At 55.6% G+C, this 24,844-nt stretch carries 24 protein-coding genes; 16 read left to right on the top strand and 8 right to left on the bottom strand.

The features are described 5' to 3' along the window. The first annotated feature begins 318 nt into the window (after positions 1–318). The 4 genes from B9Y90_RS21290 to B9Y90_RS21275 all read left to right on the top strand — a co-directional run bounded on the left by B9Y90_RS21290 (position 319) and on the right by B9Y90_RS21275 (position 4,168). A complete protein-coding gene (locus B9Y90_RS21290; protein WP_085542489.1) occupies positions 319–1,731 on the top strand; it encodes an MATE family efflux transporter in 1,413 nt (470 codons plus the stop codon). Between the two features lie 135 nt (positions 1,732–1,866). Continuing rightward, the gene (locus tag B9Y90_RS21285; RefSeq protein WP_085542488.1) at positions 1,867–2,469 is read left to right on the top strand and encodes a TetR/AcrR family transcriptional regulator; all 603 of its coding nucleotides are present in this window, start codon (positions 1,867–1,869) and stop codon (positions 2,467–2,469) included. A gap of 11 nt (positions 2,470–2,480) precedes the next feature. Next, entirely contained in the window at positions 2,481–3,242 is a 762-nt protein-coding gene (locus B9Y90_RS21280) for an SDR family oxidoreductase (protein WP_217808992.1), read from the top strand. Positions 3,243–3,301: 59 nt separating this feature from the next. Next, positions 3,302–4,168 (top strand): NmrA family NAD(P)-binding protein, encoded by an 867-nt coding sequence (locus B9Y90_RS21275; protein WP_085542487.1) that lies wholly within the window; start codon positions 3,302–3,304, stop codon positions 4,166–4,168. 79 nt (positions 4,169–4,247) lie between these two features. On the opposite strand, the gene bcp is transcribed toward B9Y90_RS21275, so the two are convergent. Both bcp and B9Y90_RS21265 read right to left on the bottom strand, forming a co-directional pair. After that, on the bottom strand, positions 4,248–4,718 hold the full coding sequence (gene bcp, locus B9Y90_RS21270) for a thioredoxin-dependent thiol peroxidase (protein ID WP_039295873.1): 471 nt from the start codon (positions 4,716–4,718) through the stop codon (positions 4,248–4,250). A 15-nt stretch (positions 4,719–4,733) separates the two neighbouring features. Continuing rightward, positions 4,734–5,288, bottom strand: coding sequence for a glycine cleavage system transcriptional repressor (locus tag B9Y90_RS21265; protein ID WP_008460196.1), 555 nt, complete (start codon positions 5,286–5,288; stop codon positions 4,734–4,736). Positions 5,289–5,434: 146 nt separating this feature from the next. Between B9Y90_RS21265 and dapA the strand changes: the two genes are divergently transcribed. From dapA to ypfH, 6 genes are all read left to right on the top strand, one after another. Continuing rightward, complete coding sequence (dapA, locus tag B9Y90_RS21260; RefSeq protein ID WP_038480336.1) at positions 5,435–6,313, top strand: 4-hydroxy-tetrahydrodipicolinate synthase; 879 nt, start codon at positions 5,435–5,437, stop codon at positions 6,311–6,313. Between the two features lie 16 nt (positions 6,314–6,329). Beyond that, positions 6,330–7,364 carry an outer membrane protein assembly factor BamC gene (gene bamC / locus B9Y90_RS21255; protein WP_085542486.1) on the top strand — a complete coding sequence of 345 codons (1,035 nt, stop codon included), beginning with the start codon at positions 6,330–6,332 and terminating at the stop codon, positions 7,362–7,364. 219 nt (positions 7,365–7,583) lie between these two features. Then, positions 7,584–8,297 (top strand): phosphoribosylaminoimidazolesuccinocarboxamide synthase, encoded by a 714-nt coding sequence (purC, locus tag B9Y90_RS21250; protein ID WP_008460193.1) that lies wholly within the window; start codon positions 7,584–7,586, stop codon positions 8,295–8,297. 139 nt (positions 8,298–8,436) lie between these two features. Next, the gene (ypfJ, locus tag B9Y90_RS21245; RefSeq protein WP_039295866.1) at positions 8,437–9,315 is read left to right on the top strand and encodes a KPN_02809 family neutral zinc metallopeptidase; all 879 of its coding nucleotides are present in this window, start codon (positions 8,437–8,439) and stop codon (positions 9,313–9,315) included. Between the two features lie 3 nt (positions 9,316–9,318). Next, entirely contained in the window at positions 9,319–11,352 is a 2,034-nt protein-coding gene (locus B9Y90_RS21240) for a tRNA(Met) cytidine acetyltransferase TmcA (RefSeq protein WP_441302663.1), read from the top strand. A gap of 72 nt (positions 11,353–11,424) precedes the next feature. Next, the gene (ypfH, locus tag B9Y90_RS21235) at positions 11,425–12,120 is read left to right on the top strand and encodes an esterase (protein WP_085542485.1); all 696 of its coding nucleotides are present in this window, start codon (positions 11,425–11,427) and stop codon (positions 12,118–12,120) included. 42 nt (positions 12,121–12,162) lie between these two features. Here the strand turns inward: ypfH and B9Y90_RS21230 are convergent, their stop codons facing one another. From B9Y90_RS21230 to B9Y90_RS21220, 3 genes are read right to left on the bottom strand one after another with little or no spacing between them, the layout of a single operon-like run. Then, positions 12,163–12,351: a YpfN family protein gene (locus B9Y90_RS21230; RefSeq protein ID WP_008460189.1), complete on the bottom strand. Its 189-nt coding sequence runs from the start codon at positions 12,349–12,351 to the stop codon at positions 12,163–12,165. Between the two features lie 27 nt (positions 12,352–12,378). Then, positions 12,379–13,506, bottom strand: coding sequence for a succinyl-diaminopimelate desuccinylase (dapE, locus tag B9Y90_RS21225; RefSeq protein WP_039295860.1), 1,128 nt, complete (start codon positions 13,504–13,506; stop codon positions 12,379–12,381). A gap of 4 nt (positions 13,507–13,510) precedes the next feature. Further along, positions 13,511–13,867 (bottom strand): ArsC family reductase, encoded by a 357-nt coding sequence (locus B9Y90_RS21220; protein ID WP_085542484.1) that lies wholly within the window; start codon positions 13,865–13,867, stop codon positions 13,511–13,513. 201 nt (positions 13,868–14,068) lie between these two features. Between B9Y90_RS21220 and ypfM the strand changes: the two genes are divergently transcribed. Further along, complete coding sequence (ypfM, locus tag B9Y90_RS26555) at positions 14,069–14,128, top strand: protein YpfM (protein WP_139827443.1); 60 nt, start codon at positions 14,069–14,071, stop codon at positions 14,126–14,128. A gap of 113 nt (positions 14,129–14,241) precedes the next feature. Here the strand turns inward: ypfM and acrD are convergent, their stop codons facing one another. The 3 genes from acrD to narQ all read right to left on the bottom strand — a co-directional run bounded on the left by acrD (position 14,242) and on the right by narQ (position 19,875). Next, positions 14,242–17,352 (bottom strand): multidrug efflux RND transporter permease AcrD, encoded by a 3,111-nt coding sequence (gene acrD, locus B9Y90_RS21215; protein WP_085542483.1) that lies wholly within the window; start codon positions 17,350–17,352, stop codon positions 14,242–14,244. Positions 17,353–17,504: 152 nt separating this feature from the next. Next, complete coding sequence (gene narP / locus B9Y90_RS21210) at positions 17,505–18,146, bottom strand: nitrate/nitrite response regulator protein NarP (RefSeq protein WP_039295855.1); 642 nt, start codon at positions 18,144–18,146, stop codon at positions 17,505–17,507. Positions 18,147–18,165: 19 nt separating this feature from the next. Continuing rightward, positions 18,166–19,875, bottom strand: a complete 1,710-nt coding sequence (gene narQ / locus B9Y90_RS21205) for a nitrate/nitrite two-component system sensor histidine kinase NarQ (RefSeq protein ID WP_085542482.1) — start codon at positions 19,873–19,875, stop codon at positions 18,166–18,168. A 350-nt stretch (positions 19,876–20,225) separates the two neighbouring features. On the opposite strand from narQ, the gene napF reads away from it, so the two are divergent. The 5 genes from napF to napC all read left to right on the top strand — a co-directional run bounded on the left by napF (position 20,226) and on the right by napC (position 24,595). Then, positions 20,226–20,717 (top strand): ferredoxin-type protein NapF, encoded by a 492-nt coding sequence (gene napF / locus B9Y90_RS21200; RefSeq protein WP_085542481.1) that lies wholly within the window; start codon positions 20,226–20,228, stop codon positions 20,715–20,717. Further along, the gene (gene napD, locus B9Y90_RS21195; RefSeq protein ID WP_085542480.1) at positions 20,707–20,970 is read left to right on the top strand and encodes a chaperone NapD; all 264 of its coding nucleotides are present in this window, start codon (positions 20,707–20,709) and stop codon (positions 20,968–20,970) included. The genes napF and napD overlap by 11 nt, the downstream gene beginning before the upstream one ends. Beyond that, on the top strand, positions 20,967–23,453 hold the full coding sequence (napA, locus tag B9Y90_RS21190; protein ID WP_085542479.1) for a nitrate reductase catalytic subunit NapA: 2,487 nt from the start codon (positions 20,967–20,969) through the stop codon (positions 23,451–23,453). Before napD ends, napA begins: the two co-directional genes overlap by 4 nt. A gap of 86 nt (positions 23,454–23,539) precedes the next feature. After that, a complete protein-coding gene (gene napB / locus B9Y90_RS26550) occupies positions 23,540–23,989 on the top strand; it encodes a nitrate reductase cytochrome c-type subunit (protein WP_039295839.1) in 450 nt (149 codons plus the stop codon). Positions 23,990–23,992: 3 nt separating this feature from the next. Next, a complete protein-coding gene (gene napC / locus B9Y90_RS26545; RefSeq protein ID WP_139827442.1) occupies positions 23,993–24,595 on the top strand; it encodes a cytochrome c-type protein NapC in 603 nt (200 codons plus the stop codon). Positions 24,596–24,844: the final 249 nt, after the last annotated feature.

Genomic DNA, 24,844 nt, shown 5'->3' with positions numbered 1-24,844 from the left:
GGCGGCGGTAGTCAGATATCCACCGTCGCCGGTCTCGCTTTCCTGTCAGGCAGCGCCTTTCTGCCTGATATTTTACTGCATGACCCTTCTGCAGCTTCAAAAGCCCCCACGCACTATTCGAGTTCAGTTCCTGCCTACGGGGGCGACTACACGAAGGCGTCTGTAATCTTCCCCTGAAAACGATCGATGGACTATTTGTTTCGATCCCTCTTGTATTCCGTTTTTTTGCTGCATAGTATTATGATCATAATATAAACGTTATTAAGGCTACGCGAAGCGACCGTGACAGGGTTAACGAGCGGTGGCAGAGAGGGCAACATGAAGATTCAGAACGATCGTGAGAATGCCAAACGGCACATGCGGGAACAAATGCTGAGTGGGCCAGTGTTTTCAACAATGATGAGCCTTGCTCTCCCCACCGTTGCTGTGCTGGCGGCACAAACTCTGGTCAACGTGGCTGAGACCTATTATGTCTCTTTCCTCGGAACGCCTGCTTTGGTTGGCGTTTCGATGGTGTTTCCCCTGTGGATGTTAATGACAATGATGGCTGCCGGGGGCATTGGAGGAGGAGTGGCTTCTGCGGTTGCACGGGCGGCTGGTGCTGGCCGGCATGATGATGTGAATGCCCTGATCCTGCATGCGGTCGTGGTGGCAGTGGCCTTTGGCCTGCTTTTTACTGTGAGCGTTATCGGCTTTGGGCCGGTGCTTTATGCCGCTCTCGGTGGGTCCGGCGAGGCGCTTCATGCCGCGCAGACATACTCAATATTTGTTTTTATTGCGGCGGTACCGATTTGGATAGTTAACCTGCTTTCCGCTGTTCTCAGGGGCGTCGGGAACGTGAAAGTGCCAGCCCTGGTGACGTTTATCGGCGCTATTGTGCTGGTTCCTCTCTCGCCGCTATTTATTTTCGGCCTTGGCCCGATCAAAGGCCTTGGCATCGCGGGGGCCGGTGTGGCCGTGAGCCTCTACTACTGGCTGGCTGCCCTGGCATTGCTGCGCTACATGGCCAGCGGGCGTTCCGGGCTACGTTTGAGGCTCTCTCCTCTGCGTGGCCGGTTATTCGGCGACATTCTCAAGGTGGGCGTGCTGGCCGCGCTTGGGACACTGCAACTGAATGTCATGGTTCTGCTCGTGACCGGCGCTGTCGGGCGGTTTGGCCTCGATGCTATCGGCGGTTATGGCACAGCATCCCGACTGGACTACGTTCTTATCCCTGTTTTATTCGCAATGGGAACCGCGATCCTCACTATGGTCGGGACGAACGTGGGCGCAGGTCAGATTGCCCGCGCCAGAAAAATTGCGTGGGTTGGGGTGGCGGTAAGCGTCACGATTGTCGAAGTCATTGGTGTAATTGTGGCTCTTTTCCCGGCGCTGTGGATGGGGCTGTTCACCCACGATCCGGCGATTATGAAAACGGGTTCGCTCTATCTGGAAATTGTTGCCCCATTCTATGCTGCGAGTGGGATTGTTTTCGCGCTGAGCTTTGCCGCGCAGGGAAGTGGCTATATGTGGCGTATTTTCCTGGCCGGCACGGCGCGCTTGTTGATTGCAGCCGGTGGCGGGTGGCTGGGCGTCACGTATTTCCATCTCTCTTTGGCGGGGGTGTTCTCGATTGTTGCAGTGGCCATCGTGGTTTCAGCGGTGATTTGCGTAATGACCGAGTTGTCTGGCGCCATGTGGCCGCGAGTCTCTGACAGTACGTCAGCCACCGCCAACGTGGTTCAGGGCTGAGGCTGTTGCCGGTTTTCTCCCTTTTGCAGGATAACGAATAACCCGACATCAAAAGAGATGTTAGCTGTGCGACGAGTGGTTATATTATAAATATAATTTAATGCTGACTAAGCACGCTAAAAAGAGGGCAATTTCATGCGTTATGCAAAAGGGCATAAAGAGGAAACGCACAAGCACATTGTTAAGGTTGCTTCACAACGTTTCCGTGAGGAAGGCATTGAAAAAGTTGGCGTCGCTGCATTGATGGAGCATGCAGGGCTGACCGTTGGTGGATTTTATAGTCACTTCAAATCTAAAGAAGAGCTGATTCAGGAAGCGGTGGGGATTGCCGCAGATGAAACTTTTTGCAGCATTTTTGCTGAAGGGGACGGCAGTTCGCCGGTCAGTCTGGAGCATATTTTGTCGCGCTACCTGAGTCCAGGGCATCGCGATAATCCCGACAAGGGATGTGTGTTCGCCTCGCTTGCATCGGAATTGAAAAATCGACCGGAAGACACCCGGTCAATGATAACGAGAAAAACGCTCAGCTTTATTGAGCGTATAGCTGATTGTCTGCCGGTTGAGGCCGGGGCTGAGGCCCGAATGGGAGTCGCCGGTGCTGTTTGGGCCGTCATGGTCGGCACGCTTCAGCTTTCTCGTATTGTTACCGATGAGGCTTTGTCTACGCAGTTGCTCAAGGACGGCATTTCCAATGCGTTACGGCTTGCCTCTGAAATAGAAACGAAGCGTACAGGATAAATTCTGCGCGTATGAAGACATCACCAGAAGGTGAATTAACCCAAAAGGTCATTGATATGAATATTCAAGGCAAAACAGTTTTCGTTACCGGTGCAAACCGGGGGATTGGCGCTGAATTGGTGAGTGCATTTCTCAGGCACGGAGCGGGCAAGGTTTATGCTGGTGCTCGCGATCCTCAAGCGCTGCGGGACTATGGCGACGATCGTGTGATTGCTGTGCAGCTGGATGTGACGAAGCCGGAGAGTGTTCATGCCGCGGCTCAGAAAATCGGTGAGCTTGATATTTTGGTTAATAACGCCGGGGTGATGAATGACAATACGATTTTGACGGCGACTTTTGCCGAGCTGATGACTGATATGGATGTCAACTATTACGGTACGGTGCGGGTTCTTCAAACTTTTGCGCCGCTTATGGGCAAAAAAGAGGTGGGCGTGATTGCCAATGTGCTGAGCGTGCTGGCGCTGGCGCCTATGTCCCAAACTGCGGGGTATTCCGCCTCTAAGGCCGCACTGCTTTCAGCAACCCAGGCCGCGCGCGCTATATTGAAATCCCAGAATATTAGCGTGGTGGGTATTTTCCCTGGCCCTATTGATACCGATATGGCGTCCGATCGGCATGCGGAAAAAACATCGCCAACCGTTGCTGCAGAAGAGATTGTGAAAGGCCTGCTTGAAGACCGGGAAGATATTTATCCTGATCCTGTTTCGGTGCAGGTTTCACGCTTCTGGGAAAGCAATCCTAAGGGGCTGGAGCACCATTTCGCCACCCTGTAATCAGGGCTGTCCACATCTGGTTTACCGGGCAACGCGCCTGGACTTTCGGAAAGAAAACAATGAACACATTTTTGGTTACCGCTGCGGCAGGTGATACGGGATCCCCTACGGTAAAATTCCTGCTTGAAAAGGGCCATAAAGTTCGGGCTTTGGTTCGCCGTGAGGATGAGCGTGCCGCAAAATTACGTGCGTCAGGGGCTGAAGTCGTGGTCGCTGATATGCTCCAGCTTCGGCAAATGCGCCAGGCGCTGGAGGGCGTGACAGCAGCCTATTTTTGTTACCCTTTAGCTGAAGGGCTTGTGGAGGCGACGGCAATTTTTGCCCAGGCAGCCAAAGAGGCAAAAATTAAACTGGTCGTTAATATGTCTCAGAAGCAGTCGCGACCTGATGCCACGAGCCCTCAAACCCTCAAACACTGGATTGCGGAGCAGGTATTAGACTGGTCGGGCATTCCGACGGCTCATCTCCGGGTCACCCTTTTTGCCGATTGGCTATTATATTCAGCCCATTTAATCCGCGGTGGCCGCTATGTGACGCCGTTTGATCCAGACAGCCGTTTTGCCCCTATCGCTGCTGCAGATATTGCCCGCGTTGTCGCCAGTATGCTGATAGAACCCGGAAAACATGTCGGAAAAATTTATTCACTTCATGGGCCTGTAGAATACAGCCATGCCGAAATAGCGCAGGTATTGGCAGATACCTTAGGCAAAGATATTCAATTTGAACATGTTTCGGTTGATGAATTCTTAACGCAGCTCGGCATACCCGAGAATGATTTTCTGCGTTTGCATTTCCTGGCTATCAAACAGGATCAGCGCGAGAGATTGCTTGAGGGGCTGGATGAGGTGGGGATAGAAATTATTGGGCAACCTTTAACGACTTTACCCCAATTCATTGAACAGCATTATGACCTACTTGCTTCATAACTGAGAAAATCGCTGCCTTACGAAGCGGAATACTCGATAAGAAAAAAGCCGACGGAGATGTCGGCTTTTTTATCTGTTCTCAGGCGTTTTCGGTCAGCCAGTTCACAACGATATCGTGGTGGTTACTGGTTTTGAAATCGTCAAACACCTTTTCCACTTTACCGTCGCCGTCCAGCAGGAAGCTGATGCGGTGAATGCCGTCATAGGTTTTGCCCATAAAAGATTTCTCGCCCCACACGCCAAACTGACTGCAAACCTGGTGGTCTTCATCAGAAAGCAGGGTGAAGTTAAGCAGCTCTTTCTCGGCAAAACGGGAAAGTTTTTCCGGCTTGTCGGTGCTGATGCCCAGCACTTCCACGCCACGCTTTTTCAACTCATCCATGTTGTCGCGCAAACCACATGCCTGCACGGTGCAGCCTGGTGTCATTGCTTTTGGATAGAAATAAACCAGAACTCTCTGTCCCTGGAAGTCGGTTAAATTTACTTGTTCGCCGTCCTGATCGGGCAAGCTAAATTTCGGTGCAATATCACCGGCTTTCAGTGGGCTCATCACTACTCTCCGTCTTTAATCATCTTGCTGTGGGTTAACCACGTTAATAGTGCCTTCTGCTTTCAGTTCTGTACATAGGGCTTTAAACGCTTGCTCGATAATTGTCGCATCCTGAGAACCGGGGCTGTGGGCCGTTATCTGAATATACAGGCGCGGCCCTACGCCGTTCTCCGCAGGCTGAGTGCGGGAAACAAGCTCGGCAATGTTCATCTGATGGGTATCAAACAGGTGGGTAAATCGCTCAATCAGGTGCGGCGAGTCTGCCACTTCAACCTGCACCCAGACCGTAGCCGGCGTGGCCGGTCTTTCCTGCGCGGTTGTGCGTTTCATCACAATTAACAGATCGAGTTCGGCGCCCTTCAGCGGCAGAGTGGATTCGATCAGGGTTATCGCGTTCCAGGTGCCGGAAAGCAGCATGATAAAGGTGAACTCTTCACCCAGCATCGCCAGACGGCTGTCTTCGATATTACAGCCGCAGCTGCTTACGTGACGAGTGATGGTATTGACGATACCCGGACGGTCCGCCCCCAGGGCTGTGATAACCAAATAATGGTGTGATGAGGGTGTCAAACGTGTTCTTCCTGTCAATCGGTGAGATTCACATTAGGAAAGCATAAAAAAAGTAAGCTGCCAACCGCTTAGCGCCTTCTGGCGGCTTGCTTTTGCTATGGCACCAAACGTAACATTGGAGAACATGTTTGCACAGAGGGTGGCTAATGTTTACGGGAAGTGTTGTCGCGATAATTACGCCGATGGATGAGAAAGGTAATGTCTGCCGGTCCAGCCTGAAAAAACTGATTGATTACCATGTCGCCAGCGGAACATCGGCGATTGTCTCGGTAGGGACTACCGGCGAATCGGCTACCTTAAGCCACGACGAACACGTCGACGTAGTGAAGCTTACCGTGGAACTGGCGGACGGGCGTATCCCGATCATTGCCGGTACCGGGGCTAACGCCACCTCCGAAGCAATTTCCCTGACGCATCACCTGCAGGACAGCGGCATTGTGGGCTGCCTGACGGTCACCCCGTATTACAACCGTCCTACTCAGGAAGGGCTGTTCCAGCACTTTAAAGCGATTGCTGAAAGCACCCATCTGCCGCAGATGCTGTATAACGTGCCGTCGCGTACCGGCTGTGACATGCTGCCGGAAACTGTTGGCCGCCTGGCGAAAATCAAAAATATTATCGGTATCAAAGAAGCCACCGGGAACTTAAGCCGCGTAAACCAGATCAAAGAGCTGGTTGAAGATGACTTCATCCTGGTGAGCGGTGATGACGCCAGCGCGCTGGACTTCATTCAGCTTGGCGGCCACGGCGTGATTTCCGTGACGGCAAACGTAGCCGCGCGTGAAATGGCAGAAATGTGTAAACTGGCCACCTCAGGGCAATTTGCACAGGCTCGCGAAATTAACCAGCGTCTGATGCCGCTGCACCATAAATTGTTTGTAGAACCTAACCCTATTCCGGTGAAATGGGCCGCGAGGGAGTTGGGTCTTGTGGCAACCGATACCTTACGCCTGCCGATGACGCCGCTGACCGACGCCAGTCGCCCGGTGATTATCAGCGCGCTTAAGCATGCCGGTCTGCTGTAAAGCTTAGGGAGATTTGATGGCTTACTCAGTACAGAAGTCGACGGTGGCAAAAGTTACTGTTGTTTCGCTCGCCATGCTGTTAGCGGCGTGCAGTTCCGATCAGCGTTACAAGCGTCAGGTTAGCGGCGATGAGTCCTACCTGGATGCAACCCCACTCGCGGAAATTCACTCTCCGGCCGGGATGATCCTGCCGATTCAGAATGGCGACTACAACGTTCCGGTCACCAACGGCAGCGGTGCTGTAGGCAAGCAGCTGGATATTCGCCCACCGGCGCAGGCGCTGGCATTGGTAAACGGGGCTCGCACTCAGTTCACCGGTGATACCGCCACGCTGCAGGTTGAAGCTAACAAGGCGAGCGGGCTGTGGCCTCAGGTGGTGAGTATCCTGCAATCCGGGAACTACGCTATTGCGCAACGCAACGATGCCAGCCAGACCCTGACAACTGACTGGGTTCAGTGGAACCGCGCTGACGAAGACGTGCAATACCGTGGGCGTTACCAGATTAGCGTGCAGCCTCAGGGTTACCAGCAGTCCGTTGTTGTGAAGCTGCTGAATCTGGAGCAGGGCGGTAAGCCAGTGGCGGATGCTTCATCTCTGCAGCGCTACAGCGCGCAAATGCTGAATATCATCAGTGCCGGTCTCGATAAGTCTGAAACGACCCGCCAGAATGCGCAGGACAACCGCAGCTCAGCGCAGCTTGATGTGCAGAGCGCCGCGGATGATACCGGGCTGCCAATGCTGGTCGTTCGTGCGCCGTTCAACGTCGTGTGGAACCGCCTGCCGGCTGCGCTTGAAAAAGCGGGCATGAAAGTCACCGATACCACCCGTTCTCAGGGCAATATCGCAGTGACCTATAAAGCACTGTCTGACAGCAGCTGGAGCGACCTGGGGGCGAAAGACCCAGGTTTAACCAACGGCGACTATAAGCTGCAGGTTGGCGACCTCGATAACCGCAGTAGCCTGCAGTTCATCGATCCGAAAGGGCACCCGCTGACGCAGTCTCAGAACGATGCGCTGGTTGCTGTCTTCCAGGCAGCATTCAGCAAGTAACACAGGAGGGCCGGTTAATTCCGGCCCTTCTTATTTAGGCCTATGTAGATACCCTAAATAATTCGAGCTGCAGGAAGGCGGTAAGCCTGGAAATCTCCGGGAGCATAGATAACTGTGTGACCGGAGTTAACAGGTGCAACCAACGCACATGCAGCTTGAAGTATGACGGGTAAACCCCCTTCGATTGCGCAAGCGATCGCTATACCTGGAGTAAGAAAGATGCAAAAGCAAGCTGAGTTGTATCGCGGCAAAGCGAAGACCGTTTACAGTACGGAAAACCCGGATCTGTTGGTGCTCGAATTCCGTAACGATACGTCAGCAGGTGATGGGGCGCGCATCGAGCAGTTCGACCGTAAAGGCATGGTAAACAACAAGTTTAACCATTTCATTATGGCCAAGCTGGAAGAAGCGGGTATCCCAACCCAGATGGAAGCGCTGCTGTCTGATAACGAAGTGCTGGTGAAGAAGCTCGACATGGTGCCGGTAGAATGCGTGATTCGTAACCGCGCCGCGGGTTCACTGGTTAAGCGCCTTGGTATTGAAGAAGGTATTGAGCTGAACCCACCGCTGTTCGATCTGTTCCTGAAAAACGACGCCATGCATGACCCGATGGTCAATGAATCTTACTGCGAAACCTTTGGCTGGGTGAGCAAAGAGAATCTGGCCCGCATGCGCGAGCTGAGCTACAAAGCTAACGACGTGCTGAGCAAGCTGTTTGATGACGCTGGCCTGATCCTCGTTGACTTCAAGCTGGAGTTTGGGCTGTTCAAAGGCGAAGTGGTACTGGGTGACGAGTTTTCCCCGGACGGCAGCCGCCTGTGGGACAAGCAAACGCTTGATAAAATGGACAAAGACCGTTTCCGCCAGAGCCTGGGTGGCCTGATTGAAGCGTATGAGGAAGTTGCTCACCGTCTCGGCGTTAAATTAGACTAACTACGCAATCGTTTACGTTGCGCAATGGGGTGCGTTTTTGCGCACCCTGTTTTTTCGCTGCCTGTTCTTATGGTAATCCTGCCGGTAACCACCTACGATCTATCCATTACATGTTGTGATTGTGAATGAGGACGAGCGTATGCGTTGGCAAGGACGTCGCGAAAGCGACAATGTAGAAGACAGGCGCAATGACGCCTCCGGCCCCGGCATGAGTATGGGCGGTGGTGGTTTCCGAATCCCACGCGGAAAAGGTGGCCTGGTGCTGCTGGTCGTGGTTATTGTGGCAAGCTATTACGGCGTCGATCTTACTTCCTTCCTGTCCGGCGAGCCGCCGGTTTCTCAGCAGTCTTCCCAGCAGCGCTCCATCAGCCCGAAAGATGATGAAGCGGCAAAGTTTACCTCGGTCATTTTGGCGACAACCGAAGATACTTGGGGTGAGATTTTCCAGAAAATGGGGCGCACCTACCAGCAGCCTAAGCTGGTAATGTACCGCGGGGCAACGCGTACCGGCTGCGGTACCGGTCAGTCCGTGATGGGGCCGTTTTATTGCCCGGCGGACAGCACCGTCTATATCGACCTCTCTTTCTACGACGACATGCGCGACAAGCTTGGCGCGAGCGGGGATTTCGCTCAGGGCTACGTCATTGCTCACGAAGTCGGCCACCATGTGCAGAAGCTGTTGGGCATTGAACCGAAAGTACGCCAGCTTCAGCAGAATGCCTCTCAGGCCGAAGCTAACCGCCTGTCGGTGAAAATGGAACTTCAGGCCGACTGCTTCGCCGGTGTCTGGGGTAACAGCATGCAGAAACAGCAGGTGCTTGATTCAGGTGACCTGAAAGAAGCACTCAATGCTGCCGAAGCCATTGGTGATGATCGCCTGCAGCAGCAAAGCCAGGGCCGGGTGGTGCCAGACAGCTTTACCCATGGTACTTCCGAGCAGCGCTATACCTGGTTCAAACGGGGTTTTGACAGCGGCGATCCTGCCCAGTGCAACACCTTCGGCAATACGCTCCGTTAATCGATGACCGCAGCAACTTTCATCGCGCCGATGCAGCAGGCAACGGCGCATATGCAGCAGGCGGGTATCCGCCGGTTGATGGTGCTGGCCGGTCATAGCCAGTGGAGCAGCGAGCAGGTTGCCACGCTGTCGGCTTCTTTGCCCGGAGACTGGCTGTGGGTTGGCCCTTCACCCGAGCTGCCTTTGCATTGCGCGCCCTCGGCTGTTCGCAGCATGCTTGGGCGTGAGTTTCAGCATGCTGTTTTTGATGCCAGGCGAGGGCTGGACGCTGCCGCCTTCGCTGCGCTTTCCGGGATGCTCAAAGCGGGCAGTTGGCTGCTGCTGCTGACGCCGGACTGGTCGCGCTGGGCTTCGCTGCCGGACGAAGATTCCAGCCGCTGGAGCGATGTGCCGCAGGCGATTCCGACCCCCCATTTTGTTGCCCATCTTCAGTACTGCATACAGCAGGACTCAGAAGTCGTACTCTGGCAGCAGCATGAGTCACTCTCCCTGAATCCTTTTGCTCACCGCCCGGTCTGGCAGCCCGCCAGCGGTGCGCCGGAGCAAGAGCAGGTTGCAATCCTTGATAATTTGTCCGGGATGCTGAGCGGCGTAGCGGTGGTGACGGCGGCCAGAGGCCGAGGGAAATCTGCTCTGGCGGGCATGCTGGTTGGCCGGACACCAGGTGCTTGTCTCGTGACCGCGCCTGCGAAGGCTGCCACCGGCGTGCTGGCAAGCTATGCGGGCGAATCATTTCACTTTATGGCCCCGGACGTGCTGGCCGCAGAGCGTGAATTAGCGGCATATGACTGGCTGATTGTGGACGAGGCCGCCGCTATTCCGGCCCCGTTGCTACGCCAGCTAATTGAGCGTTTTCCTCGCGTTTTGCTGACCACGACGGTGCAAGGGTATGAGGGAACCGGGCGAGGTTTTTTACTGAAGTTCTGCGCGGCGTTTCCGTCACTCAAGCGCTTCACGCTGAATACGCCGATCCGCTGGGCGCTGAACGATCCGCTGGAGCTGATGGTTGACAGGATCATGCTTTTCGATGAGCCGGATCTGGAGCAATTCCCGCAAGGCGATCCCATTCTACAGGTTGTTAAGCAGGCCGACTGGCGGCGAAAGCCTGAGCAATTAAAGAAGATGTACCGGCTGCTTTCAGGCGCGCATTACCGTACCACGCCGCTCGACTGGCGGCGGATGCTTGATGCGCCCGGCCAGAGTTTTATCGCGGCCAATATCGAAGAACAGTGCGCAGGTGCCTTGTGGTTGGTCGAAGAGGGCGGGCTCGATAAAAATCTAAGCCGCAGCGTGTGGGCCGGGTTCCGGCGCCCGAGAGGTAATCTTGTGGCGCAATCACTGGCGGCGCACGGTGGCAGCCCGCTGGCCGCCACTCTGCGTGGATTGCGCGTCAGCCGCATTGCGGTTCACCCTCTGCGCCAGCGCGAGCATATTGGGGCCAGCATGATTGAACATGCGCGGCAGGCCGTGAATCATCAATGTGATTATCTCTCGGTCAGCTTCGGCTATACCGACGAACTGTGGCGCTTCTGGCAGCGCTGCGGGTTTGAGCTGGTGCGAATCGGTAGCCACAAAGAAGCCAGCAGCGGTTGCTACAGCGCCATGGCGTTATTGCCGCTGACGCGAGAAGGCCAGTCGTTGATGGAAAATGAGCAGCAACGGTTACAGCGAGACTGGCCGTGGCAGAAAGCGTGGCTCGAGCTGTCTTTGCCTTTGCCTGAGTGTTCTCCGCCTGCTTTGCTGCCAGAGGACTGGGAAGAGTTATCCGGTTTTGCCTTCGCCCATCGTCCGCTGGAAGCCTGCCTGGGGGCGTTGAATCGCCTTTTGCTGGCGTCCGTTTTACCGCTGCATGCGCTTCGAGGGCGGCTGCAGCAACATGAAAACAACGAGGTACTCAGCCAGCGTCTGGGGCTTTCCGGTAAAAAAGCCTTGCTTGCGCTGATGCGTCAGGAAGCCCAAAGCGCGTTAGAAAATCTCGATCGGGATCGCACGGCTGAGCTGCACAACGGCATTATGCAATTGCAAAAATTCCACTAACTTGTTCAATGAAACGGCATGGTCATCCCCATGCAGCGGCGTATAGTTGTCTCCATTAACCAGGAGAAAGCCATGAAACATGACCATTTTGTTGTCCAAAGCCCCGTAGCGCCGGCCAGCCAACTGATACTGCTGTTCCACGGCGTAGGCGACACGGCTAAAGCCATGGGCGAAATCGGGAGCTGGTTTGCGCCAGAGTTTCCTGACGCACTGGTGGTCAGTATTAGCGGCCCTGGTCTAAGCGGTGCAGGTCGGGAGTGGTTTTCCGTGGCTGGCGTAACGGAAGAAAACCGTCAGCAGCGCGTGGATGCCGCGATGCCGGGATTTATTGAAGCAGTGCATGACTGGCAGCGGCAAAGCGGTGTACCGCCAACGGCTACGGCGCTGATTGGCTTCTCGCAGGGGGCCATTATGGCGCTGGAGAGCATTAAGGCTCAGCCTGGCCTTGCAGCACGAGTTATCGCTTTTAGCGGGCGTTACGCGGAACTGCCGCAGCAGGCCTCCACCAGCACCACGATCCATCTGATTCACGGCGACAACGACAAAGTGATCCACGCGACACACGCGGTGGACGCCGCCGAGAAGTTACTTAGCCTGGGCGGGGACGTAACGCTGGATTTGATTGACGATCTGGGGCATGCGATCGATGACCGCAGCATGAAGGCGGCGCTGGATCACCTGCGCTACACCGTGCCGAAGCACTACTTCGATGAGGCTTTGAGCGGTGGCGCGGCACCGAAAGATGATGATTTGATAGAGCTGCTGTAAATATTCGCCTCACTCCGGAATTGCCCGGAGTGAGGCATACTGCTATTTCTTCTTAGGCCAGTCGTCCTCGTCATCCCACTTATCGTTAAAATCACGATGTGGCGGAAGCTCAGGCTTGTCTGCCATGTACTTCTTCGGATCGATTCGGTTCAGGTCTTTAATGACGTTAATAAAAATCCCCAGCAATAACACCAGGACGATAATCCACCAGTAATGCGATAGCCATTCCATGCTGATACCTCTTCAGTTGGCTGCCCGTCAGGCGACAAGCTGTTCCATAATGCGCTGATACATCCGGGCCAGCAGCTGCAGGTCGGCGGCGTTGACGCATTCATTGATTTTATGAATGGTGGCATTCACCGGCCCCAGCTCAACAACCTGAGCCCCCATGCGCGCGATAAAGCGCCCGTCTGATGTACCGCCCGTGGTTAACAGCTGCGGTTTAATTTCATTATAGTGCTCAACGGCGTTCACTACCGCATCGACCAGCTTACCGCGTGACGTCAGGAACGGCTGGCCGGAGAGCCACCATTCAACGGTATAGCGCAGATCATGTTTATCCAGCAGGGCGACGACGCGCTGCTTGATGTCCTCATCGGTCAGTTCGGTGCTGAAGCGGAAGTTAAACTGAACAAACATGTCGCCCGGAATAACGTTGTTGCTGCCGGTGCCGGCCTTCACGTTGGCAATCTGCATGCTGGTGGCCGGGAAGAACTCGTTGCCCTTATCCCACTCAATGCCCGTCAGCTCTGCCAGCATTGGCGCTGCGCGATGCACCGGGTTATCTGCCAGATGCGGATAAGCAACGTGGCCCTGGACGCCATGAACGGTCAGGTTACAGGTCAGGGAACCGCGACGGCCGTTTTTCACCACGTCACCCACAACTTCGGTACTGGACGGCTCGCCAACCAGGCAGTAGTCCAGACGCTCGCGTCGCGCCATCAGAGCTTCAACAACCTTCACGGTGCCGTTGGTGGCGCTGGCTTCTTCGTCGGAGGTAATCAGGAACGCCAGGCGGCCTTTATGATTGGGGTGCTGCGCGACAAAACGTTCAGCCGCCACGACCATCGCCGCCAGCGAACCTTTCATGTCCGCCGCGCCGCGGCCAAATAGCATCCCGTCGCGAATCGTGGGTTCAAACGGCGGGTTGATCCAGCGGTCGGCATCCCCTGATGGCACCACGTCGGTATGCCCGGCAAACGCCAGCGTCTCACCCTGCCCACGCCAGGCCCAGAAGTTCTGGGTGTCGCCAAAATCCATGTGTTCAACGGTAAAACCAATCGCGCGCAGGCGCTCAATCAGCAGCGCCTGGCAACCGGCATCATCGGGGCTCAGGGAAGGACGACGAATAAGCTGTTGCGTCAGCTCAATAACCGGGCAGGACATAAGACTATACCTCGTTGATAAACTGCTGATAATGAGTTTCGTTGAAACCCAGCAGCATAGGCTGACCGGGCGCGCAGAGCAATGGGCGTTTGATGATTGCCGGCATCTCCAGCATCAGCGCCGCCGCGCTTTGTGCGTCATTAATGGATACCCGATGGGTCTCATCCAGCTTGCGCCACGTTGTTCCACGCGTATTTAGCAGCGCTTCCCAACCAAGCTCAGCGATAAAACTGTTCAGCAGCGCGGCATCCAGCCCGTCAGCTCGATAGTCGTGAAACTGGTAATCCACGCCATTAGCTTCTAAAAAGCGGCGCGCCTTTTTGATGGTGTCGCAGTTTTTAATGCCGTACATGGTGATCATAGTGGCGGTCGGTTCCGTTTTAGTTTTCAGAGGGCAACCATTTTGCCGCAGGTGAGGGGAATTATCGAGCCACGATTCAGCGCTAAACCGTTATTCTGCTAACGATATATTTGTGATGTTGCTCAACAGTTGACCGCTCAAAAAAAGTTCAACTGCAGGATATATCCGCGTATACTTGCGCCAACATCAAGAGAGGCGGTTATGATCGAGCACGAATTAGGGCAGTGGAAAGACTTTATCGAAGGTATGTTGCGCAAATAAGCGTTCCGGCATAAAAAGCAACGGCGCGATATTCTGGTACTGAATACTCTGCGAACATCAGCAAAAAGGCGACCTGAAAAGGCCGCCTTTTTTGTGGCTTATTGCCCGCGAGTTTAGTCGTGGTGCTCTTTGAGCGGGAAGCGTCTGCGCACCAGCACAAAGAACAGCGGCACAAAGAAGATGGCCAGCACGGTGGCGGAGATCATCCCGCCCATCACGCCGGTGCCTACCGCATGCTGGCTGCCGGAGCCCGCCCCGGTGCTGGTTGCCATCGGCAGAACCCCGAAAATAAACGCCAGGGACGTCATTAATATCGGGCGGAGTCGCTGGCGGCAGGCCTCAAGCGTGGCGGCAACCAGGTCCTGGCCTTTGGCGTTCAGGTCGTTGGCAAATTCGACGATCAAAATAGCGTTTTTCGCCGAAAGCCCGATCACCGTTAGCAGCCCGACCTGAAAGTAAACGTCATTCTCAAGGCCCCGCATCCATGTCGCGAACAGGGCGCCAATCACCCCAAGCGGGACGACCAGCATGACGGAGAACGGTACGGACCAGCTCTCGTACAGCGCCGCGAGACACAGGAATACCACCAGCAGTGAAATAGCATACAGGGCAGGGGCCTGTGCACCGGAGAGGCGTTCCTGGTAGGACATGCCTGTCCACTCCAGACCAAAGCCGTTTGGCAGCTTGCTGACCAGGTTTTCCATGATGTCCATGGCGGTGCCGGTACTTAACCCAGGTGCTGCTTCACCGACAATTTCCAGCGCGGAATAGCCGTTGTAGCGCTCCAGACGAGGCGAGCCGGTTTCCCAGCGGGAAGTGGCAAAGGCGGAGAACGGCACCATGCTGCCGGTTTTATTGCGTACGTACCAGCTGTTGATATCGTCCGGCAGCATGCGGTATTTGGCCGCGGCCTGGACATACACTTTCTTCACTCGCCCGCGATCCATAAAGTCATTCACATAGCTTGAGCCCCAGGCAGTTTGTAGGGTGTTATTGATGTCATCAATGGAGACGCCCAGCGCCTGAGCCTTACGCTGATCGATATCGATTTGCAGCTGCGGGCTGTCGTCCAGACCGTTGTGGCGGACTCGCGTAAGCTGAGGGTTGTTGCCGGCCATTTCTAACAGCTGGTCACGCGCCTGCATGAGTGCATCGTGCCCAGCGCCGCCGTGATCCTGCAGTTCCATATCAAAACCTGCGGCGTTACCGAGACCGTTAATCGCTGGCGGGCTGCTGGCAATGACGCGCGCTTCTTTGATCTTATTAAAGGCTTTAGTTGCCCGTTCGATGATGGCAAACGAACTGCCGTCGGCGCTGCGTTCGTCCCAGTCTTTCAGGCGAATAAACATGCGCGCCACGTTTTGCCCGTTCCCGCCAGGGCCTGCGCCAATGGTGGAGAACAACGACACGACGTTGTCTTTTTCTTTGGTGAGGTAATACTGTTCTACCTGCTGCACCACTTTGGTTGTCTGCTGCTGCGTTGCGCCGCTCGGAAGCTGCACTGAAGTGGTGAACACGCCGCGGTCTTCCTGGGGCAGGAATGACGTGGGCAGTTTGAGGAACAGGAACACCATGCCGCCAAGCAGCAGGGCATAAATCAGCATCCAGCGCAGGCTGCGGGCGAGGATTCTGGCCACGCCATTTTCGTAGCGTTCGGCGCTGCGGTTAAAAGTGCGGTTAAACCAGCCAAAGAAACCTTTCTGGCCGTGATGTTCGCCTTTATGCAGCGGTTTAAGAATGGTTGCGCACAGAGCTGGCGTGAGGATCATCGCCACCAACACTGACAGCACCATGGCCGCTACGATGGTGACCGAGAACTGACGGTAAATCGCCCCGGTTGTGCCACCGAAGAAGGCCATCGGCACGAACACGGCGGACAGCACCATGGCGATGCCGACCAGCGCGCCCTGGATCTGCCCCATCGATTTACGCGTTGCCTCCCGAGGGGAGAGGCCTTCCTCGCTCATAATTCGCTCGACGTTTTCTACCACCACGATGGCGTCATCCACCAGCAGGCCGATAGCCAGCACGGTCGCAAACATCGTCAGCGTGTTAATGCTGTAGCCGAAGACATACAGCACGGCAAAGGTGCCGAGCAGCACCACCGGCACGGCAATCGTTGGGATCAGCGTGGCGCGGAAGTTTTGCAGGAACAGGTACATGACCAGGAATACAAGCAGAATCGCTTCCAGCAGCGTTTTCACTACGTCGGTAATCGAGGCTTTAACAAACGGGGAGGTTTCGTAGGCGATTTTGGCTTCCAGACCATGCGGGAAAAACTGCGAAAGTTCTTCAATTTTGGCGCGGGCCAGCTTGTCGGTTTCCATTTCGTTGGCACCGGAAGCCAGCTTAATGCCCAGCCCGGAAGCGGGCTGCCCGTTGTAGGTGCTCAGGAAGTCATATTTCTCCGCACCCATTTCTACATCTGCCACATCCCCCAGCGTGACCAGCGAGCCATCCTGATTCACCCTCAGCGTAATGTCTTTGAATTGCTGCGGTGTTTGCAGGAGCGACTGGGCGTTGATAGTGGCGTTCAGCGCCTGTTTGTCCAGCGCCGGGGTGCCGCCAAGCTGACCCACGGCAATTTGCGCATTCTGGGATTTGATGGCGGTGACTACATCCTGGGTGGTCATCTGGTAGTTGATGAGCTTATTCGGGTCGAGCCAGATGCGCATGGAATACTGTGAGCCGTAAGCATCAACGCTGCCGACGCCGTTCACGCGGCTCATCGGGTCCTGCACGTTACTGGCGACGTAGTCGGCGATGTCCTGCTTATCCATGCTGCCGTCGGTGGAAACAAAGGCCACCATCAGAATGTTGGTGTCGCCGGTTTTGTTCACCGTGACGCCCTGAGTTTGCACGTCCTGCGGCAGTTTTCTTACCGCAGACTGCAGCTGGTTTTGCACCTGCTGTACCGCGGAGTCAGGATCGGTCCCGGCCTTAAAGCTCAGGGTAATGGTGGCCTGACCGGCGCTGCTGCTTTGGGACGACATATACATCATGTTGTCCAGGCCGGTCATGCTTTGCTCTATCACCTGCGTGACGGTGTTTTCCAGTGTTTGCGCGGAAGCACCCGGATAGTTGGCGGTGATCCTTACGTTGGGCGGCGCAAGGTCGGGATATTGCTCGACGGGCAGTGAAAAAATAGCCAGTGCCCCGGTCAGGCAAAGCAAAATTGCCAACACCCAGGCAAAAATGGGGCGAGAAATGAAAAAATTCGCCATGCGGTCAGGACCCCTTAAAAGCTTCTAATTGTTATCAATAACCGCATCACTGTAGCTTTAACTGCTTAGTCAAACGTGGAGAAATTTAGGAGATAGTGTAAATATGCTTTGGAATTGGCAGGATTTGTAACCATACCGTTTATTGGGTCGTTTTAACCCCGGCTTTCCAAAAATAGCACCGTGGCCGCGACGCGTGACCTTACCTGCAGCTTACGAAGCAGGTTACGGATATGCACTTTTACCGTCTCTTCTGAAATATGCAGGCCGCTGGCGATTTGCTTATTCGACAGGCCGCGGGCTACCTCAGACAATACGTCCAGCTCACGCTCAGTGAGGATAGCAAACGGATCGCTGCTCTGCCGCTTGCTTCCACGGTCGTTCAGGTACTCGCGTACCTGCTCGCTAAATGCTTTCTCACCCGTCAGGCAGCGGTGAATGTCCTGCAGCAAAACCTCCGGATCGCTGTCTTTCAGCAAATAGCCATCAGCCCCGGCATCAATCAGCGTGAAGATATCGCTGCGGGCGTCGGACACGGTCAGAATAACCACGCGGGCGCTGATCCCGTCCCGGCGCAGGGCGTTGAGCGTATCGAGGCCGCTCAGGCCCTTCATGTTCAGGTCGAGCAGAATCAAATCCGGCGACAGTCGATTCGCTAAACTGATGGCTTCCGCACCGCTACTGGCTTCACCTACGACCGTAAACGTGCTGTCCAGTTCAAGCAACTGACGCACTCCACGCCGCATAAGCGGATGATCGTCCACGATTAAAACCTGGTATACCGTTTTCTCAGACATTGCTAACTCCTGAATAAAGCTAATTATTGTTATGGCTCCCGGCGACAGCCGAAGTCGCAGAGGTAAAGTGGACTTCTACTCGCGTTCCGCCCTCTGGCGGGCGGGATATCGTCAGTTGGCCGCCAAGTCGCTCTGCGCGTTCGTGCATGATATTCAGCCCGTAGTGACCTTCGGGTTCTTCAAGGCTGGCAATGCCGTGTCCATTGTCAAAAACCGAGGCATAATGCTCGCCGCCGCTTTCTGAGCGACAAACAACCTCAATGTGGCTGGCATTGGCGTGTTTAATTGCGTTCAGCACCGCTTCACGGATGATTTGCAGCAGGTGGATTTGCTGGGAAGCGTCCAGAACCTGAGTCGGCAGGCTGCATTTCAGGCTAATCTCTGCCTGGGTTTGCTCGCGCAGCGGCTCCAGCAGCTCCTGCAGTGCGGCGGGTAAATCCGCCTGCTGCAGCGTCAGGCGGAAGGTGGTGAGCAGCTCGCGTAGCTGGCGGTAGGCGTCATTTAATGCCTGGGAAAAATCTCCGACAATCCTCTGCGCAGGCTGGTTTTCTTCGGGCACCGCGCGCTTAAGCAGCGTCAGCTGGATACGAAGATAAGACAGAACCTGCGCCAGAGAGTCATGCAGCTCCCTGGCAATCGTCGCTCGTTCTTCCATGAGCAGCAGTTGCTGGTAGTGCTTCTGTGCCTGATTAAAGTACACGCCTCGCCCCAGCATGGTGGCTACGCTTTTCATCAGCTGTGGGGAAGGGGAGTTCCCCGGTGACTGCCAGCGCAGTGTGCCAAAAGCGCTGTCCTGCTGAACCAGCGGCAGGGCATGCCATTCCTCGCCAGCTACCGGGGAGCCTTCCGTCAGACGCCAGTTTTCCCCGACCTGCATTTCCAGGGCGCTGACTTCCTCATTCTGATGGATGATTTGCAGGATCTGCACGAAGCAGTCGCGATTGATGGTGCTGACGTTCAGCGCCTTAGAGCAGCTGTACAGCACTTCGAGCATGCGGTTAGCTTCCTGCAGGCGTAGGGTTTTTTGCTCCACCTGCTGCTCCAGGGAGCGATAGAGTTTTTGCAGTTCATCCGTCATGCGGATAAAGGCCTGCGCCAGGGCACCCAGCTCATTGGGTAATGAGCGGTCGAGCCTGGGCGGCGTAAACTCGCCGCGTTCAATGGCTTTGCTCGCCTCCACCATGGCATTGAGCGGCATAACCACTTGCTGGCGGATGCGACGCAAAGCGAAGAAAACCAGGGTAAAAATAGCCATAAAACCCACCACCGAAGCCGCGACAACCTGCATCATTTTTCGCTCGGCATAATGCTGCAGCGCCAGCACAAACAGGTCGATTTGTTCCACGTAGGCGGCGATGTTGTAGCGATACCAGTCGATGTCTTCGTTCAGAATATGCTGCTGCATTTGCTGCCAGGCATGCTGCAGAGCGTTATAGCGGTTTTTTACCTCATCGGGCACCCAAAACCGATTAAGTTGCTGCAATGTTGGGGAGTCCAGCGACTGCTGATACTGCTGTAAATGGGCCGCAATAGCTCTCGGGTTACTTTGAAGATCGTAGCCCAGACGGTAGCTCTGCATACGCAGCGAGCCCGCAATATTCACCGCTTCCGCATCCTTCAGGCTGCTGGCGAGCGTCAGCATCGCGATGCCGGTGGAAAGCAACGACAGTAAAACGATCGAAAAGAAAGCGCGGGCAAGGCTGGTGGAGACCGAGCGTTTGACTGTCACTGGGGAATAACCCTTTAAAGTATGCGGTGGAGCGAAACCTACCAGAATCTGCCCTGGACGCAAACGCCTGGCGGTGACTTTTTCGCCCCGGCGCGAAAAATGCTGCCGTATTTAACGCAAGCTTTGCCACATCATAACGTCTGCCTTACATCTTCGGACTTATCTCCGTCGTGTCGAAACCGTTCACCTCTTTGATCCAACAACAGCATTTACTCCTTTATGGGGATGCTTTTGTAACCCCTCGTCGCATACCTTAAGTGCCGTATAACCGCAAAGAATTCGCGGATAAAAAGAATAACATTTCTACCCGGTGGCGATCTGGCCGGGCATTTTGAGCAAGGATCTGCCCAATGGCTAAACTGACCCGTCGCGGCCTGCTGACCGGGGGCTGGCACAGTTCTACTCCCGCCATTCGCCCTCCGTGGAGCGGCGATGAAAACCATTTTCTTCTGGACTGCACGCGCTGCGATAGCTGCGTTACAGCCTGTCAGAGCCGGGTGCTTCGTCGTGGCCAGGGCGGCTATCCTGAAATCGACTTTAACCGGGGTGAGTGCACCTTCTGTTATGCGTGCGCGGACGCCTGCCCACAGCGGCTTTTTGCCCCGCAATCAGCTCAACCCTGGGCACTGACATTACAGCTCGGCGAAACCTGCCTGGCCTGGCATCAGGTGGAATGCCGCAGCTGTGAAGATGCCTGTGAACCGCAGGCCATTCGGTTTATCCCCACTCTGCAGGACGTTTCCCGTCCACAGATCTTTTCGTCTGCCTGTCACGGCTGCGGCGCTTGTGTTGCCGGTTGCCCAACGTCAGCCATCACCCTGAGGCCACAAAATGCACACTGACTGGCACGTATGCGGCCTGGTGGTTCAGGCCAGACCTGAACATGTTGCAGCCGTACGCAGCGCGATCAACTCGCTGCCGGGCAGCGAGGTTGCGGTTGACGATATCGACAGCGGCAAACTTGCGGTGGTTATTGAAGCCGTCGAAAGCAACACGCTGCTGGAACAAATTGAGCGGGCACGCAATATCTCCGGCGTGCTGGCGGTGTCGCTGGTTTATCACCAGCAGAATGAACAAGGTGAGGAAGCACCATGAAACTCAGTCGTCGTAGCTTTATGAAAGCAAATGCCGTTGCCGCAGCTGCCGCGGCGGCGGGCCTCAGCGCACCGAGCGTGGCTCGTGCAGTGGTAGGTAAACCCGATGCCATTAAATGGGATAAAGCCCCGTGCCGCTTCTGCGGTACTGGCTGCGGCGTGCTGGTAGGGACCCAAAATGGCCGCGTCGTTGCAAGCCAGGGCGACCCTGAAGCACCGGTCAACCGAGGGCTGAACTGCATTAAGGGCTACTTCCTGCCCAAGATCATGTACGGAAAAGATCGTCTCACTCAGCCGCTGCTGCGCATGAAAGGCGGGCAGTACCACAAAGAGGGTGAGTTCCAGCCGATAAGCTGGGAAAAAGCCTTCGACGTGATGGAAGAGAAATTCAAAGCCACCCTGAAAGAGAAAGGCCCGGACGGCATCGGCATGTTTGGTTCCGGTCAGTGGACGGTCTGGGAAGGCTACGCCGCCGCCAAGTTGTTTAAGGGGGGCTTCCGTTCTAACAATATCGATCCGAACGCGCGCCACTGCATGGCGTCTGCCGTCGTGGGCTTTATGCGCACCTTCGGCATGGATGAGCCGATGGGCTGCTATGACGATATTGAGCAGGCGGATGCCTTTGTGCTTTGGGGCTCCAACATGGCGGAAATGCACCCGGTGCTCTGGTCGCGCATCGCTAACCGTCGCCTCTCCGATGAAAACGTCAAGGTTGCCGTACTGTCGACCTTCCAGCACCGCAGTTTTGAGCTGGCGGACAACGGTATGGTCTTCACGCCGCAAAGCGATCTGGCCATCCTGAACTACATCGCCAACTACATCATTCAGAACAATGCGGTGAATGAGTCGTTCTTTAAGCAGCACGTTAACCTGCGACGCGGCGTGACGGATATTGGCTATGGGCTGCGCCCGACGCATCCACTGGAAAAGGCCGCGAAGAACCCGGGGTCTGATGCATCCGAGCCGATGAGCTTCGACGAATACAAAACGTTTGTCGCCGAGTACACGCTGGAGAAAACCGCTGCAATGAGCGGGGTGCCGAAAGACCAGCTTGAAGCGCTCGCGAAGCTCTACGCTGACCCGAACAAGAAAGTGATCTCCTACTGGACGATGGGCTTTAACCAGCACGTGCGCGGCGTCTGGGCGAATAACCTGGTTTACAACCTGCATCTGCTGACCGGGAAAATCTCTCAGCCGGGCTGCGGGCCGTTCTCGCTTACCGGGCAGCCATCCGCCTGCGGCACTGCGCGTGAAGTGGGCACTTTTGCACACCGCTTACCGGCAGACATGGTCGTCACCAACGAAAAACACCGGGCAATCGTCGAAAAAACCTGGCAGCTGCCCGCCGGCACTATTCCAGCCAAAGTGGGTTTGCACGCAGTGGCGCAGGACAGGGCGCTGAAAGACGGCAAGCTCAACGTGTACTGGGTGATGTGCAACAACAACATGCAGGCCGGGCCGAATATCACTGAAGAGCGCATGCCGGGCTGGCGCGATCCGCGCAACTTCATCATCGTTTCCGATCCTTATCCGACCATCAGCGCGTTAACGGCGGACCTGATCCTGCCGACGGCAATGTGGGTGGAGAAAGAAGGGGCCTACGGTAATGCCGAGCGCCGCACGCAGTTCTGGCGCCAGCAGGTGAGCGCGCCGGGAGAGGCGAAGTCCGATCTCTGGCAGATGGTGACCTTCGCGAAACGCTTCAAGGTAGAGGATGTCTGGTCCGCTGAGCTTCTTGAGAAAAAACCAGAATACCGGGGCAAAACCCTGTTCGACGTATTGTTCGCCAGCGACGAAGTGCGTCAATACCCGCTGACCGAGCTGGCGGCGGAGCAGCTAAACGACGAATCCCGCGAGCTGGGCTTCTACCTGCAAAAAGGCCTGTTTGAGGAATATGCCAGCTTTGGCCGCGGGCACGGGCACGATCTGGCCCCGTTTGACGAGTACCACAAAGCCCGGGGTTTACGCTGGCCGGTGGTCGACGGGAAAGAAACCCAGTGGCGCTACAGCGAGGGCCACGATCCGTACGTTAAGGCCGGGGAAGGCTTCAAGTTTTACGGCAAACCGGACGGGAAAGCAGTGATCTTCGCGCTGCCGTTCGAGCCAGCGGCAGAAGCCCCGGACCAGGAATATGACCTGTGGCTGTCTACCGGGCGCGTGCTCGAGCACTGGCATACCGGCAGCATGACGCGGCGCGTACCGGAGCTGCATCGTGCTTTCCCTGAGGCCGTCACGTTTGTGCATCCGCTGGATGCCCAGGAGCGCGGTCTGCGCCGTGGCGACAAGGTGAAGGTGATTTCTCGCCGTGGGGAAGTGGTTTCCATCGTCGAAACCCGTGGCCGTAATAAGCCGCCTCGTGGCCTGGTTTATATGCCGTTCTTCGACGCCGCGCAGCTGGTGAATAACCTGACGCTCGACGCCACCGACCCGCTCTCCAAAGAGGCGGATTTCAAGAAGTGCGCCGTCAAGCTGGCGAAGGTGTAACGCGCAATACCCTTCGGTCGCGGCATAGCTAAGTGCCAGAAGGGTGTTTACAGAATAACAATTTGATGGAGCCTGGGAGCTAAATCATGAATAACCAAGGCCTGATGAAGGCGTTGTTTCAATGGGGAGCGGCATTCACTCTGGTTGTCAGCGGGGCGCTTTGGGCGGCAAATGGCGTGGATCTCAAGCAATCGCCTGAAGTGTCTGGTACACCGGAAGGGGCCGTGCTGATGCCAAAGCAGCAGCAACGTATGGCGCTGAACTACGTTAACCAGCCGCCGATGATCCCGCACAGCGTGGACGGCTACCAGGTGACGCCGACCAGCAACCGCTGCCTGCAGTGCCACGGCGTTGAAAGTTACCGTACCACAGGGGCTCCGCGCGTCAGCCCAACGCACTTTATGGACAGCGACGGCAAAGTACTGTCGAACGTGGCGCCTCGCCGCTATTTCTGTCTGCAATGCCACGTGCCTCAGGCGGATGTGGCCCCGATTGTTGAAAATACCTTCGAGCCATCCAAAGGGTTTGGGAAATAAGTTATGGATAAATCAACTCGTCAACCCGGTGTGATTAAGCGCGTGTGGCTGTGGTGGCGCAGACCGAGCCGGTTAGCGCTCGGCACGTTGCTGCTCATCGGCTTTGCTGCCGGGATAATTTTTTGGGGTGGTTTCAACACCGGGATGGAAATGTCCAACCGCGAAGAGTTCTGCATCGGTTGCCATGAAATGCGCAATAACGTGTATGAGGAGTACATGGGCACGGTGCATTACAACAACCGCAGCGGCGTGCGCGCCACCTGCCCGGATTGCCATGTGCCGCACGAATGGGTGCCGAAAATGATCCGTAAAATTCAGGCCAGCAAGGAACTGTACGCTAAGGCTTTTGGGTTGATAGACACGCCGCAGAAGTTTGACGATCACCGCCTGGCGATGGCACAAAACGAGTGGCGGCGGATGAAAAACAACAACTCCCAGGAGTGTCGAAACTGCCATAACTTCGACTATATGGATTTCACCGCGCAGAAAACTGTGGCGGCCAAAATGCACGATGAGGCGATCAAAGACGGAAAAACCTGTATTGATTGTCATAAAGGGATAGCGCATAAGCTGCCGGATATGCGAGAGGTTGAGGCGGGGTTTTGAGAAAACTGAGGCGATTTAAGCCGGAACGGTGCCTTGCTTTATGTTCAGCACTGTTTTAAACCGCAACATCGCTGCTGGTTTTTTTACCCTCACCCTAACCCTCTCCCTGGAAGGGAGAGGGAATAAACAATGTTTCCCGCAGCTTTTGTTTTCTCCCTTGTATGTTTAAAGTCACTTCAGTTACCCGCCGTCAGGCGGGTACACTGTCAAAGCGTTTGACCTGATGCCACAGCCCGTTTCCCCTCTGGG

Source organism: Cedecea sp. NFIX57, assembly GCF_900177785.1.
Lineage (GTDB): Bacteria > Pseudomonadota > Gammaproteobacteria > Enterobacterales > Enterobacteriaceae > Cedecea > Cedecea neteri_C.
The sequence above is the reverse complement of the archived record's forward strand: the minus strand, read 5'-3'. Positions and strand labels throughout refer to the sequence as shown.